General features: G+C 55.6%; 11 protein-coding genes. 4 read left to right on the plus strand and 7 right to left on the minus strand.

The window, feature by feature from the left end:
- Positions 1–63: 63 nt before the first annotated feature.
- The 3 genes from proB to H2Z84_RS16275 all read right to left on the minus strand — a co-directional run bounded on the left by proB (position 64) and on the right by H2Z84_RS16275 (position 4,265).
- Positions 64–1,182, minus strand: coding sequence for a glutamate 5-kinase (proB, locus tag H2Z84_RS16265; protein ID WP_181836899.1), 1,119 nt, complete (start codon positions 1,180–1,182; stop codon positions 64–66).
- A gap of 66 nt (positions 1,183–1,248) precedes the next feature.
- A complete protein-coding gene (locus H2Z84_RS16270) occupies positions 1,249–2,787 on the minus strand; it encodes a cyclic-di-GMP receptor FimW-related protein (RefSeq protein ID WP_181836900.1) in 1,539 nt (512 codons plus the stop codon).
- A gap of 128 nt (positions 2,788–2,915) precedes the next feature.
- Positions 2,916–4,265, minus strand: a complete 1,350-nt coding sequence (locus H2Z84_RS16275; RefSeq protein WP_181836901.1) for an adenosylmethionine--8-amino-7-oxononanoate transaminase — start codon at positions 4,263–4,265, stop codon at positions 2,916–2,918.
- A 189-nt stretch (positions 4,266–4,454) separates the two neighbouring features.
- Here H2Z84_RS16275 and H2Z84_RS16280 point away from each other — a divergent pair, with 189 nt between their 5' ends.
- From H2Z84_RS16280 to H2Z84_RS16295, 4 genes are all read left to right on the plus strand, one after another.
- Positions 4,455–4,883: a pilin gene (locus tag H2Z84_RS16280; RefSeq protein ID WP_181836902.1), complete on the plus strand. Its 429-nt coding sequence runs from the start codon at positions 4,455–4,457 to the stop codon at positions 4,881–4,883.
- A 19-nt stretch (positions 4,884–4,902) separates the two neighbouring features.
- On the plus strand, positions 4,903–5,331 hold the full coding sequence (locus H2Z84_RS16285; protein WP_181836903.1) for a pilin: 429 nt from the start codon (positions 4,903–4,905) through the stop codon (positions 5,329–5,331).
- A 55-nt stretch (positions 5,332–5,386) separates the two neighbouring features.
- Positions 5,387–7,216, plus strand: a complete 1,830-nt coding sequence (locus H2Z84_RS16290) for a PglL family O-oligosaccharyltransferase (RefSeq protein ID WP_181836904.1) — start codon at positions 5,387–5,389, stop codon at positions 7,214–7,216.
- A 94-nt stretch (positions 7,217–7,310) separates the two neighbouring features.
- Entirely contained in the window at positions 7,311–9,098 is a 1,788-nt protein-coding gene (locus H2Z84_RS16295) for a PglL family O-oligosaccharyltransferase (protein WP_181836905.1), read from the plus strand.
- A gap of 71 nt (positions 9,099–9,169) precedes the next feature.
- Here the strand turns inward: H2Z84_RS16295 and rpoH are convergent, their stop codons facing one another.
- The 4 genes from rpoH to ftsY form a co-directional block, all read right to left on the minus strand.
- Positions 9,170–10,033 carry an RNA polymerase sigma factor RpoH gene (gene rpoH, locus H2Z84_RS16300; RefSeq protein WP_103524438.1) on the minus strand — a complete coding sequence of 288 codons (864 nt, stop codon included), beginning with the start codon at positions 10,031–10,033 and terminating at the stop codon, positions 9,170–9,172.
- Positions 10,034–10,234: 201 nt separating this feature from the next.
- Complete coding sequence (ftsX, locus tag H2Z84_RS16305) at positions 10,235–11,143, minus strand: permease-like cell division protein FtsX (RefSeq protein WP_103524437.1); 909 nt, start codon at positions 11,141–11,143, stop codon at positions 10,235–10,237.
- A complete protein-coding gene (ftsE, locus tag H2Z84_RS16310) occupies positions 11,140–11,793 on the minus strand; it encodes a cell division ATP-binding protein FtsE (RefSeq protein WP_103524468.1) in 654 nt (217 codons plus the stop codon). The genes ftsX and ftsE overlap by 4 nt, the downstream gene beginning before the upstream one ends.
- Before the next feature lie 113 nt (positions 11,794–11,906).
- Positions 11,907–13,025, minus strand: coding sequence for a signal recognition particle-docking protein FtsY (gene ftsY / locus H2Z84_RS16315; protein ID WP_181836906.1), 1,119 nt, complete (start codon positions 13,023–13,025; stop codon positions 11,907–11,909).
- Positions 13,026–13,055 lie beyond the last annotated feature (30 nt).

Consider the following 13,055-nt stretch of genomic DNA (forward strand, 5'->3'; position numbering starts at 1 on the left):
CACGATTGCGTAGATATGAAAAAGGCAGCCTTGCGCTGCCTTTTTAATTTGCTGCCGCGTTAATTACAGCGTGACCATATTGTCGCGGTGGATCAATTCCGGCTCCACCATATAGCCCAGCGTGGCTTCGATCTCGCGCGTGGTTTTTTTCATGATCAGGCGGGCTTCGTCCGAGCTGTAGTTGACCAGACCACGTGCTACCTCCAGACCTTGCGGATCGACACAGGCCACGGCTTCGCCGCGCAGGAAATCGCCTTCAATGGCGGTGACGCCGACTGGCAGCAGGCTGGTGCCGCGTTCACGTACGGCCAGGGCGGCACCGTTGTCCAGCACGATGCGGCCGGTGAGCTTGAGGTGATCGGCCAACCACTGCTTGCGAGCGGCCATGCGATTGGTCGGAGCCAGCAACTGGGTGCCGATTCCTTCGCCATCAGCCAGGCGCGACAGCACGTCGTGCTCGCGGCCGCAGGCAATCACCGTGGCAGCACCACTACGGGCCGAGCGTTTGGCGGCCAGGATTTTGGTGATCATGCCGCCAGTGCCCACGCTGGAGCCGGCACCACCGGCCATGTCTTCCAGCTTGGGGTCGCCGGCTTCCGCCTCGTGCACGAATAGCGCATCCGGATGCTTGCGCGGGTCGGCGCTATACAAGCCTTGCTGGTCGGTCAGGATGATCAGCGCGTCGGCTTCGATCAGGTTGGTGACCAGTGCACCCAGGGTGTCGTTGTCGCCAAAACGGATTTCATCGGTCACTACCGTGTCGTTCTCATTGATGATGGGCACGACATTGAGGTTGAGCAGGGTAGTGAGGGTGGAACGGGCATTCAGATAGCGGGTGCGATCAGCCAGGTCTTCGTGGGTGAGCAGGATTTGCGCGGTTTTCAGACCGAATTCACGAAAAGCGGTTTCATAGGCCTGGCACAGTCCCATCTGGCCAACCGCTGCTGCGGCCTGTAGTTCGTGCACCCCCTTGGGGCGTACCGACCAGCCCAGTCGTTGGCAACCCTCAGCGATGGCACCGCTGGATACCAATACCACCTGCTTGCCACGGCGCTTGAGTTCGGCGATTTCCGCTGCCCAGCGTGCCAGTGCCGACAGGTCCAGCCCCTTGCCGTCATTGGTTACCAGGCTGGAGCCTACCTTGACCACGATACGGCTGGCGGCATGAATCACCGAACGCATACAAAATCCTCTGTCTGGCTATGAATATCGAGCTGGCCAGTGTACCGCAAACTGCTGTTGTCTGGCTCAGAAGTACTCGCTGGCGCGAAATTCCATCAGCTGGAAATGGGGTGACTGCTTGTCCAGCCGCGAGCTGCGGATGAGGTTTTCGCCAGCCTCATCCCACAGGCGGAATTCACGCAGCCGGCTGAACAGACGGCCTTGGGTCACCAGTAATGGTGGCCGGTGCAGGGTGGTGATGGCCGGCAGCCGCAGCGCGAATTGTGGGGTGTCGGTCGGATGGGTAATGCTGGGGATCAGCATCACCGCTGCCGGCTGCCGGCCGATGATCTCGACGCCACACTCCACGTCGATCCCATCCGGCAACAGTGATACCCAGCAAACCATGCAGAGCTGAGCCGTGTCTGGTTTGCCTGGCTGGGTTAGCAAGATGGCCTCGCCCGCGCGCAGTGTCTGGCCGCGCGGCTGGCCACGCAGCAGAAAGCCGGTAGCACTTTGATTCACCACCACAAACAGGCTGGGAGCTGGCGGCGCACGGGTACTTGCCGGAGGCGCAGCCTGCTCGTTACCAGCCTGTATCCAGCTCATGCCATTGCAGCGATACCAGATAGCGGGAATGGTAGAAATCAGTTCGATGACTTCCTGTATTGGCAGACGCTGATGCCGTCGCCGCCGTGGTTGCTGCCATTCGGCGGCCAGCGATTGCAGCAGGGTCAGCTCATCGTAAACCTGGCTCGGGCTATGGCTGGTGTTTTGCAGCCGGGTCAGCTGTTCCACGCTATGCGTCAGTACCGTGATGGCCGGGGAGAGGTCGAGCAGATAGCAGGCTGCTTCCAGCGTTTCGCTCTGCACGCGCAGGAAGCGCGGTGGTTCGTCGCGGCTGGAGTCCACCAGGTAGCCATGGACCGTCCCCTTGAGGGCTTCAACGGGTAGCAGGGTGGTCTGGCGTGACAGATCCATGATCAGTTGCTTGGTCACCAGCAATTCCGGCATCGACAGCCGGTTGGTGGAGGTGAGTCCCAGCAACAGGATCTGGCGGTAGATCAGCGCCGGTGAGTCGTCCTTTTCCAGATGCTTGTCCTGCCAGCCGCGCGCCAAGGCAAAGCTGTACAGCTGGTGACAGTCTTGCCAGAAGTGCGCAGGTGGCGGGCTATAGCTCTGGCAACAGATGTTCAGCAGCTGCCGTGCCGCCATCATGGTGTATAGCAGCAGTTCAATACGTTGTTGTTCACGCTCTAGCAGGCCGCGCTTGGCCAGGCGTTCAGTCAGGGTCAGCTTGAATGCGACAAAAATGGATTCGAACAGCGCAGCACCCAGCATGGCCAGCTGGCGGGTACGCACGACCGAGGTGAGGTCGGTTTGAACAATCTCGCTTTCCAGCGCCGGATAATAACGATCCAGTCCCTTGAGATAGTGCAATAACAGCTTGTGCCGATTGCCCACCTCCATCGGCGTACGGCTCAGGCCACGCAGGGCCTCAAGCAAGAGGCGGCCGCATTCGTGCAGGTCGCTATACGGTAAGCGCTCTACCCAGCTGGCTACGCTATCGGGGTTGGTGTCGACCAATCGCGGATCCCTATCCAGGGCGGGCAAGGCAAGCTGCATTGTGCGTCCTCATGGCAAGGCGGGGTAGCGCAGAGAATGAAAGGCGGGGATGCAGATGCAAATCTTTCCCCTGCCATGATTTCATTCGCTATGCTATTTGAATCAAGCCGGCCAAAGCAAGGTTGCACTCAAGGCAAGGCAGTCACAGGCCCGGTCAAAACATCATTTTGTTGACTTAACTCATCCAGTACCTGAATTGTGGCCTGAAATAGTTGAGTCATCTCCTCTGCTTGCACGATGTAAGGCGGCATGAAATAAACGGTTTTGCCGATTGGCCTTACCAGGCAACCATGCTTAAGCATGGCTGAGAAAAAGGCTTGTGCAAAGTCAGCGCGGGGAGTGTCGACATCAAAGGCCCAGATCATGCCGATATGGCGGAAATGCCGTACGTCGGCACGCTCGGCCAGCGGTGCCAGAATGGTGCTGAAGGTTTTTGCCAGTTCGCGATTGCGGGCGATGATGTCTTCATCGGCAAAAATATCCAGCACGGCCAGTGCTGCTCTGCATGCCAGTGCATTGCCGGTGTAGCTGTGCGAATGAAGGAAGCCACGGCTGACCTCATCGTGATAGAAGGCCTGATAGACCACATCGCTGGTCAGTACGCAGGACAGGGGCAGGAAGCCACCGGTAATCCCCTTGGAGAGGCACAGAAAGTCCGGAGTGATCCCGGCTTGCTCACAGGCAAACAGGGTGCCAGTACGTCCAAAACCCACGGCGATTTCATCGGCGATCAGGTGTATCTGATAGTGATCACACAGCCGACGCAGCTCCGTGAGGTAAACCGGATCGTACATGGCCATGCCGGCAGCTCCTTGCACCAACGGCTCGACGATGATGGCAGCCATTTCGCCAGCTTTCTTGGCCAGCACATTCTCTAGCGAGCGCAAGGTCTGCCTTGCAACATCCGCAGCAGTTTGCCCAGGGCGAGCCTGGCGCGCGTCCGGGCTGGGGACTCGCACCCCCGGTTTCAGTAGTGGCGCATAGGTCGCGGAAAACAGCGGTACATCGGTTACCGCCAGTGCACCGGCCGTTTCACCGTGATAGCTGTTGTCCAGACTGATAAAGCGGTACTTCTCCGGCTGACCAATATTCTTCCAGTAGTGAAAGCTCATTTTCAGCGCGATTTCGGTGGCGCTGGCACCATCCGAGGCATAGAAGACATGATCCAGCCCGCTCAGCGCGCACAGCCGCTCGGATAGTTCAATCACCGGCTGGTGAGTAAAACCGGCCAGAATGACATGCTCTACCTGATCCAGTTGATCCTTGATCGCCTGCTTGATCTTGGGGTTACCATGGCCGAACAGATTGACCCACCAGGAACTGACGGCATCCAGATAGCGCCTGCCTTCGAAATCTTCCAGCCACACCCCCTCAGCCCGCGCGATGGGAATGATGGGCAAGGTTTCATGGCGCTTCATCTGGGTACATGGATGCCACACATGCTGGCGGCTGCGCTGCAGCCAGTCCTGATTGCTCACGGCAAACTCCTGAATGGGGAACGGACTGGATGCTATCACAGGCTGACAGCGCTACCCGAACTGACAAAAAACGTCACATGCTGCCGCACAATGCGGGCTGGGTGATGCGCTGACGGACTAAATTTACTGGCTGGGGCCGCTTGGCACACTTTCTGCATGGTATGGACAGTGCATACCACGGAGAGGGTCATGCGGGGCAAAAATGGTTTTACCTTGATTGAGCTGATGATTGTTGTTGCCATCATCGGCATTCTGGCAGCAATTGCGATTCCTGCGTATCAGGCTTACACCATACGAGCAAAGGTGGTTGAAGGCCTGCAGTTGGCAGATTCGGTTAAGTCTGCAATATGGGATAGCTATACCAGTAACAATAGCTGGCCTACAAGCAATGCATCTGCAGGTATACCGGCGGCTACCGATTTTTCCACCAAGTATGTGGATAGTGTGCAGGTCGTAGCATCATCTTCTGTCAGTAATATTGTGATCAGTTTTAATGCAAGTGCAGTAAAATCTGGTTTGATTGTTACTCTGGTTCCACAGATAAGCAGTGGCTCTATCATGTGGTCTTGTCAGAGTGATACTTCATTAAGTCAGTATGTTCCTTCCAGCTGTCGTTGATCATTACGAGGAGTAGTTCATGAACAAGAAAGTACAACAAGGTTTCACCTTGATCGAACTGATGATTGTCGTTGCCATCATCGGTATTCTGGCTGCCATTGCTATCCCGGCCTACCAGGATTACACCAAGCGTGCGCGTGTTACGGAAGGTCTGTCGTTGGCTTCCGCTGCGAAAACGGCAATTTCTGAATACTACGCATCAAATAATGCTTTCCCCAGCACTAACGCCTCAGCAGGTCTGTCAGATACTATTAAAGGCAATGCTGTTTCAAGTGTGGTAGTTGGTGCTTCTGGTGTTATTACCGTTACTTATAACTCTTTGGTTGATGCGGCTAGTAATACTCTGACCTTGACCCCGGATGCATCTAATGGTGCAATTTCTTGGAAGTGTGCCCCTGGTACTATTGCAGCTAATTGGTTACCTTCCAACTGCCGTAATGGCAACTGATTTTGATCATTGAGTGATTGATAGGGAAGGTGCTCTGTAAAGAGCACCTTTTTTTATGATGATTAAAAAAATCACCGCGGCCAGCTTGTTGGTGGCTGCTGCAGTAACCATGCCTTTTTTGAGCTGGCTACGCTATGCACCACTGCCTGATTGGGTGTCGGATGTATCGTGCGTGCTACTTTTGGCTATTTCTATGCTGTTTTCTTTACCAGCACGAGACGATACATCGCTGAGTATTTCGACAGTATTGCTACCAATATTGGGCTTTGACATCTACCTAGTCATGTCAGGCCATAATCTGGCCAATGCTACAGTATTAATTGCAGTGCTGGCTTTTATTTTTCTATGGGGTCTGCTGTTTTCTATTCGCCTTAGGGCCGGTGACCGTGAAGATTTTCTGCTGATTCTGGCTTCGGTGATTTTTATTTTCTCCATGCTGCAAGTAGTGTTGGGTTTGTTGCAGGTACTGGGTCTTGCTCCTTTGCTACATGGTTATGTAGTGTTTGATCCAGTCGGTGCTAATTCGAACATCATAGGTAATATTGGTCAGCGTAATCAGTATGCTCAATTTCTGAGTTGGGGCATCCTGGCCGCTTGCTATCTCTATGCCAAAAGACGATTGCGCAAGCCTTTTTTTATTGGAAGTGTATTTTTCTTGGCGTGGTTGTCGGCATGTGCGGGTGCCCGTTTAGTATGGGCTTATGCGCTGATTTTTGCTGTGCTGGGATGGTGTTGGTCAAGGCAGAATAAAGCAGAAACTGTGTGCCGTATGAGCTGGGCTGTGATGGTTGCTGTTGTCTTGATGGTATTGACGCAATTATTTAGTCAGCAGATTGCGGCCCTGCTGAGCTGGCTCGGTATTCCCATTCATGTTGTTAGTGGAGCAGACCGCTTTTTCTCTGCCGGTTTTGGTATTCGTCGCCGTATTGAATGGACCAAAGCATGGGAAATTTTTCAGCAATATCCTTGGTTTGGAGTCGGCTGGGGAATGTTTCCTGCGCAGTCGGTGGAGATGGAGCTGACTGGTGGTCTGCCAAAATATCCCGAGAGTTGGTTGTTTGTTCATTGCCATAATCTGTTTTTCCAGTTGCTGGCCGAGACCGGCATCATCGGTGTGCTGATTGTATTTACTACTTTGTTCTATGCGCTAGGGGCATATTTTCGTAAGGGAGAGCAGTCAGCGGAGAATTTGCTACTGCTGGGTATTGGTGGTGTTATCTTGGCGCATAGCATGTTTGAATACCCACTGTGGTATCTGCCATTTTTAGGTATGTTTTTGATTGTTTTACTTCTGGCACCGGTAGGCAGGGTTATGCTCCCAATGCGTGCAGCATTTGTCAGGATAGTCGGACTAGTAGCCATGCTATTGGCACTGTTTTACATTGGAACGGGTATAGCTACTTTTCGAACTATGGTGGAATATGTTTTCCCAACGCCAAATGTGCAGGAAAATGTACGGCGGATGGGAGCCTTGTTTGATGTTGGCAAAAATCCGTTGTGGACCAATGACGTAGATATTGTATTGGCGAATTATCTGATTCCCTCGCGTGAGCAGCTGGATCTGAAGCTGCAGCACTTTTCCCGGTTGGCTGCTTATCGACCCTACCCTGAAGTGCTGCTGAAACTGGCAGTCTTGTATGCATTGGATAAGCAGATGACTAAGGCTGAGCATACGATAAAGCTGGCAATCGCTAACTATCCCGACTATGCACCCAATTTTGATTACCGTTTGGCCATGATGAAGAAGGAAGAGCTGAAGCCATTGCAGCTGATTACCTCCAAGGCGGCCAAGGCATATGTCGATCATGGCGTCCAGACCGATCCTGGCCGTATCGCTGCAGTCATGACGGTAGCGTCTCCCGTCACCCGCAAGCCCTTGTTCTAGGTAGTTACGACACTGCCAGTCTGTTGGCTGGCGGTGTCTTCACCGTGCTACATGCGGTATCCTCCATCCTTTGCTTTTAGCCCCAGACTCCATCATGTCTTTTCCAACCTTTTCCCGCCGTCTGGCCTTGCTGGCGTTTTGCCTGATCGCCATCATGCCTTTTGCCTCCCGTATCCATTTCGTGCCATTGCCGCAGTGGTTTGGCGAGATGAATGTGGTGTGGCTGATGCTGGCCGCAGCAGTTTATTTGTTGCCCAGCGGCATGCTGTTCGAGCGGGTGCCGCGTGCTAGCTGGTGGTGTCTGTTGTTGGCCATCGTGTGGGCACTGCAGCCACAGTTGGTGCATGCGCTCTTTCCCGGCATGAGCTACGCCACTGCGCTGGCCTGGTTGGCGGTGGCCTTGCTGGCGGGCTTGTCTTATAGCCTGCAGCAGACGTTTGGCAGTCGCGAATTTGCGGTGTGGCTGGCGCGCGCCATCATTGTCGGCGGGCTGGTACAGTCGCTTATCGGCCTGGCGCAACTGACTGGTCTTGCCAATAGCCTGGGACTGTTTTACGACAGTGCCCATCCGACTACCAATATCTTTGGTCATATCGGCCAACGCAACCAGTATGCGCATTACCTGATGTGGTCGGTGGTCAGCGGGGTATATCTGTTTGCGGTGGATCGCATGGTGCGCGGCTGGTTGGTATTGTTAGTGCTATGGTTGGGGCTGATGCTGGCCTATGCCGCATCGCGTACCACCTTGCTGTATCTGCTGGTCCTGACCTTGCTGGGCGGCTTGTGGCACTGGCGGATGCAGTCTGCGGTATCGCGCCGCTTGATGTGGGCGATGCTGCTATCTTGTGTGGTGGTGTTTGCGGCGCAGTTTGCCTTGCCGCTGGTGAATCATCTGCTATCTTTGCTGACCCATGCCACGGTGAGCAACGCTTCGGGGGTGGAGCGGCTGGCCGCCAACGGCGATGATATGGGTTCTCGCCGGCTGGCTGAAATGGGCAAAGCCTGGTTGAGTTTCAAGTCGCATCCGCTGTGGGGGGTGGGCTGGTCGCAATACGCTGCGGAAAGCGTACGCTTGCAGCCTTTGCCGCAATTTGCCTCTGCCGGTTTCAATAGCGGCTTGTTTACCAATTGCCATAATCTGATTTTGCAATTGCTGGTGGAAATGGGCTTGCCGATCACCTTGCTGGTGGTGGGTGGCTTTGCCTGGGTGATCTGGCCCTTCTTCAGTGAGCAAGCCGAAGCGGAGGGTATGTTGGCCTTGGGCTGCATGGCAGTTACCCTGATTCACTCCATGCTGGAGTATCCACTGTGGTATCTGTATTTCCTGGCGATGCTGGTGGTGTTTGCCTCGATGTCGCCTGCGCGTACTGGACGTGCCGGTTGGTTGCTGCGGGCGGGCTGGATGTTGGGCATGTTGTTTATTGGTTATATGTCGGTGGTGACTTGGTCTACCTATAACGAGCTGGTGGGGCTGTATACCCAGACTGATAATCCGGCACGGGATGCCAAGCGGCAGCAGCGGCTGGCCGAGATCATGGAGCAGCACCCGCTGTTTGCCTACCATGCACTGAGTACGCTGGATGATTATCTGGTGGCCGACAAGGACAATCTGGCGCGCAAGTTGCAATGGGAGGAGCGCCTGACGGCATTCCGTCCTTATCCTGATGTGATGATGAAGAAGGCACAAATGCTGGCGCTGGCCGGACGTGAGGCGGAGGCCAAGGAGACGGTGAGTACGGCGCTGGCCTCATTCCCGACTTATGCCAAGGATTATCTGGACGGTATCGATGAAGACGTCCCGGCATGGCAGCCACTACGCGCGATTGCTCAGCAGGTGTTCGACCGCTTGCCAGCCAAATATCGCGGCGGTGAAGGGGATTGAGTAGTCGTGTATATGAATAAAAAAGCCCGCGCTGAATGGTGCGGGCTTTTTTCATGGCAGTCACTGAATAATCAGTTGTCGATAACGACACCTTCACTCAGCGCAGTTTTCATTTTTCCGAGAGCTTTAGCTTCGATCTGACGGATGCGCTCGGCAGAAACTCCGAACTCGGCAGCCAGCTCATGCAAGGTGGCTCCGCCATCATCGGCCAGCCAGCGGGCTTCAACAATACGGCGGCTGCGTGCATCCAGCGATGCCAGTGCGTATTCGATACCTTCGGTTTGCAGGTGATCGAAGGCTTTGCGTTCCAGCGCACGGGTCGGTTCGTGATGGGCGTCGGCCAGCCAGTCGATGGGGGCAAAACCTTCATCATCGCCATCGTCGGCCATCAGCGCGATATCTTGCCCGCTCATGCGGGTTTCCATTTCGCGCACTTCCTCCGGCTTTACGCCAAGGTCTTCGGCGATTTGTCGTGCTTCGTTTTCACTCAGCGCAGAAAAACTGCTCTTCATGCTGCGCAGATTGAAAAACAGCTTGCGCTGCGGCTTGGTGGTGGCAATGCGCACCAGTCGCCAGTTGCGCAGGATGAATTCGTGAATCTCAGCCTTGATCCAGTGCACGGCAAAGGAAAACAGGCGTACGCCACGGCCTGGCTCGAAGCGCTTTACCGCTTTCATCAGGCCGATATTGCCTTCCTGGATCAGGTCAGCCTGTTGCAGGCCGTAGCCGGCATAGCCTCGCGAAATCGATACGACAACGCGCAGGTGTGACAGCACCATCTGGCGAGCGGCTTCCAGATCATTGTCTTGCTGGAAGCGGGTGGCCAGCTCGGTTTCCTGTTCGGGGGTCAGCATGGGAACACTGTTCACCGCCTGGATGTATTGCTCCAGGCTGCCGCTGGACGACGGAACGGGCAAGGCAAATGTTGTGGTCATCAGTGTAACTACCTCCTTGGGTAGTGCTATGTTAGCACTCGTATATTGAGAGTGCTAGCAAGCAAAGGTTCCAGCGTCAATGATTTTTCCTATCGAGCTGATAGCTTTTTCAGTGGAAAATCGCTGGGAATATTCTGCTGGTCGACATCGGCTGAATGTCACCATAAGCGACATTCAGCCAGAAGTGAAAGGGAATGATTGTTAACGAGGTTGAATCTGCCGCAGGTGATGGTCGGAAGCCAAGCGGGCACCCAGCATCGCCAGCAGGGCGGAAATAGCCAGTACGACAAGCAATTCGACAGGGCTGAGGCCGCGTAGCTGGACCGCTTCATTATACAGTTGGGCAAATTCGTGGATGGCGGGGTTGGCAGTGATCACCAGCCAGCTGGTCAGTCCCCATGCGGCGAGGCCGGCAAGCAAGCCCTGCCACATGGCGTGGTACATAAAGGGGCGACGGATAAAGCTGTCCGGCGCGCCAATCAGCTTGGCTACTTCGATTTCATCACGACGGGCCAGAATCTGCATCCGTACCGCATTGTGGGTGACCAGTACCAGAGCAATGCCCAATGCTGCGCCGAGAAACCAGGTTAGCTGCTTGCCCATTTCCACCATGCCGTACAGGCGCTTGGCCCAGCGGGCATCGAACTGGGCGGTTTCCACCATGGGCAGGCCGGATAGTTCTTTTTGCAGCATTTCCAGTTCGTGAGGTTCCAGTGTCTTGGGGGTGACCACAAAGGCGTCTGGCAGCGGGTTGTCAGTCAGGCCGTCACTCAGCCCAGGCAGGCCGTTGCGCTTTTCCAGATCGGACAGCGCCTGCTTCTTGCCGACGAAGCTGTAACTCTGGATGCGCGGATGCTTGGTCAGGGTGCTGGAGACGGCGGCAAGATCGGCTTCCTCGGCCGATTGCTCCATGAACAGGGTGATCTGTGGGGTTGCAGTGAGTCTGCCAGCCCATTCCTGGATGCTGCTCACTGTCAGATAAAGCGATAAGGGCAGAGCCAGCGCGATGGACAGCATCAACAGGGTGAGCAGGCTGCCGAAAGGTTGGCGCAGGATTTTGACCAGTGCCTGTCTGGCGCTTTGCCAGTTCAGGTAGAGAAAGTGTTTCATGCGGCGAATTGTCCTTCCTTCAACCGGATGATGCGACGGCCATAGTCTTCCATCAGGGTTTCGTCATGGGCGGAAATCACCACGGTCACCCCAACCTGATGGAAAGATTTGAATAGTTCCATGATGTCCAGCGCGTAGGCCCGGTCGAGGTTGGCTGATGGTTCATCAGCCAGTAGCAAGCTGGGACGATGTACCACGGCACGGGCGATACACAAACGTTGTTGTTCGCCACCAGACAGACGGATCGGCATGGATTTTTCCTTGGACAGCAGGCCGACTTTGTCCAGCGCGGCACGGACGCGGCGGGCGGCATCGCGGCGGTCAAAGCCGATGATGTCCAGTGGCAGCATCACATTGTCGAAGACCGAGCGGTCGAACAGTAGCTTGTGGTCTTGGAATACCATGCCGATATGCTGGCGCACGTAGGGAATCTGACTGCTGCGCAGCTTGGACAGATTCTGGCCACTTACTATGACGCTACCGCTGCTGGCGCGCTCGATGCCAGCCACCAGCTTGAGCAAGGTCGATTTGCCGGCACCGGAATGACCGGCCAGAAAGGCCATTTCACCGGTATCGATGGTAAAGGAAAGATTCTTCAGGGCTTCGTTGCCACCGGGATAACGCTTGGTGACCTGGTCGAACTGAATCATGCGCTGCATTCCCCTTGATCCTGAGTTGCAGGCCGGTGGATTTGCCAGGGCCTGCCGGGTGAGGCGTCGCCGGCAGGCAGTCGCCGGCGCAGGTCTCTATAAAAGTATGTCGATCAGTCGAACAAGGCGTCGACATAATCCTTGCTGTTGAACGGGCGCAAATCGTCGATGCTTTCGCCCACACCGACAAACCGTAGCGGAATCGGCCGCTGCTTGGCAATGGCGGCAATCACGCCGCCCTTGGCCGTGCCATCCAACTTGGTCAGAATCAGCCCGGTCAGGCCCAGGGCATCGTCGAATACCTTGACCTGGCTGATGGCGTTCTGGCCGATGTTGGCATCCAGCACCAGAATGATTTCATGTGGTGCCTCCGGCAGCGCCTTCTGAATGACGCGTTTGACCTTCTTGATTTCTTCCATCAGATGCAGCTGGGTCGGCAGGCGACCCGCAGTATCCGCCAGGACGATGTCAATGCCACGGGCGGTAGCTGCCTGAATGGCGTCAAAACAGACGGCGGCGGCATCGCCACCCTGCTGGGCAATCACGGTGACATTGTTGCGCTCGCCCCAAGCCATCAGCTGTTCGCGCGCTGCGGCGCGGAAGGTATCGCCAGCAGCCAGCAGCACGCTCTTGCCTTGCTGTTGATAGTATTTGGCCAGCTTGCCGATCGAGGTGGTCTTCCCGGCACCATTCACCCCGGCCATCATGATGACAAAGGGCTTTTTGCCGCTGACATCCAGCGGTTTTTCCAGCGGGTGGATCAGATCATTGAGCGAATCCTTGAGTGCGCCCTTCAGCTCACTGCCGTCTTTCAGACCCTTCAGGCTGACGCGTTCGCGCACATCCTGCAGCAGGTGCACCGTGGCATCCATGCCCATGTCTGCGGTGAGCAGTACGGTTTCCAGCTCTTCGTACAACTCCTCGTCAATCTTGCCACCACCAAACAGACCGGCCAGCGACTTGCCCAGTTTGTCACGGGTTTTGGACAGCCCAGCCTTGAGGCGTTCGGTCCAGCTTTGCTTGCGAGCAGGCTGTTCTACTGTGGCACTGATAGGTGGCGGAGTCGGGATCTCCGGCGCAGCGAGCGGTGCCTCGGGGATGACCGGTGTGGCAAGCGGAGTGGCTTGCGAGGTGGCAGGAGCTGCCGCCGGGATGTCTGCCGGCTGGCTGGCTAAGGGTTCTGCAGCCGGGGTTTCAACCGGCTTTGGTTTTTTCTTGAAGAAACTGAACATGCGTCTGCGTAGTCAACGATAGGCGATAAA

The sequence above is a fragment of the Aquitalea aquatica genome (assembly GCF_013911085.1).
GTDB classification, from domain to species: Bacteria; Pseudomonadota; Gammaproteobacteria; order Burkholderiales; family Chromobacteriaceae; genus Aquitalea; species Aquitalea aquatica.

Excerpts from the sequence above, each read along its gene's own strand:
- proB (WP_181836899.1), bottom strand. The coding sequence starts at position 1,182 with ATGCGTTCGGTGATTCATGCCGCCAGCCGTATCGTGGTCAAGGTAGGC.
- H2Z84_RS16270 (WP_181836900.1), bottom strand. The coding sequence starts at position 2,787 with ATGCAGCTTGCCTTGCCCGCCCTGGATAGGGATCCGCGATTGGTCGAC.
- H2Z84_RS16280 (WP_181836902.1), top strand. The coding sequence starts at position 4,455 with ATGCGGGGCAAAAATGGTTTTACCTTGATTGAGCTGATGATTGTTGTT.
- H2Z84_RS16285 (WP_181836903.1), top strand. The coding sequence starts at position 4,903 with ATGAACAAGAAAGTACAACAAGGTTTCACCTTGATCGAACTGATGATT.
- H2Z84_RS16290 (WP_181836904.1), top strand. The coding sequence starts at position 5,387 with ATGATGATTAAAAAAATCACCGCGGCCAGCTTGTTGGTGGCTGCTGCA.
- H2Z84_RS16295 (WP_181836905.1), top strand. The coding sequence starts at position 7,311 with ATGTCTTTTCCAACCTTTTCCCGCCGTCTGGCCTTGCTGGCGTTTTGC.
- rpoH (WP_103524438.1), bottom strand. The coding sequence starts at position 10,033 with ATGACCACAACATTTGCCTTGCCCGTTCCGTCGTCCAGCGGCAGCCTG.
- ftsX (WP_103524437.1), bottom strand. The coding sequence starts at position 11,143 with ATGAAACACTTTCTCTACCTGAACTGGCAAAGCGCCAGACAGGCACTG.
- ftsE (WP_103524468.1), bottom strand. The coding sequence starts at position 11,793 with ATGATTCAGTTCGACCAGGTCACCAAGCGTTATCCCGGTGGCAACGAA.
- ftsY (WP_181836906.1), bottom strand. The coding sequence starts at position 13,025 with ATGTTCAGTTTCTTCAAGAAAAAACCAAAGCCGGTTGAAACCCCGGCT.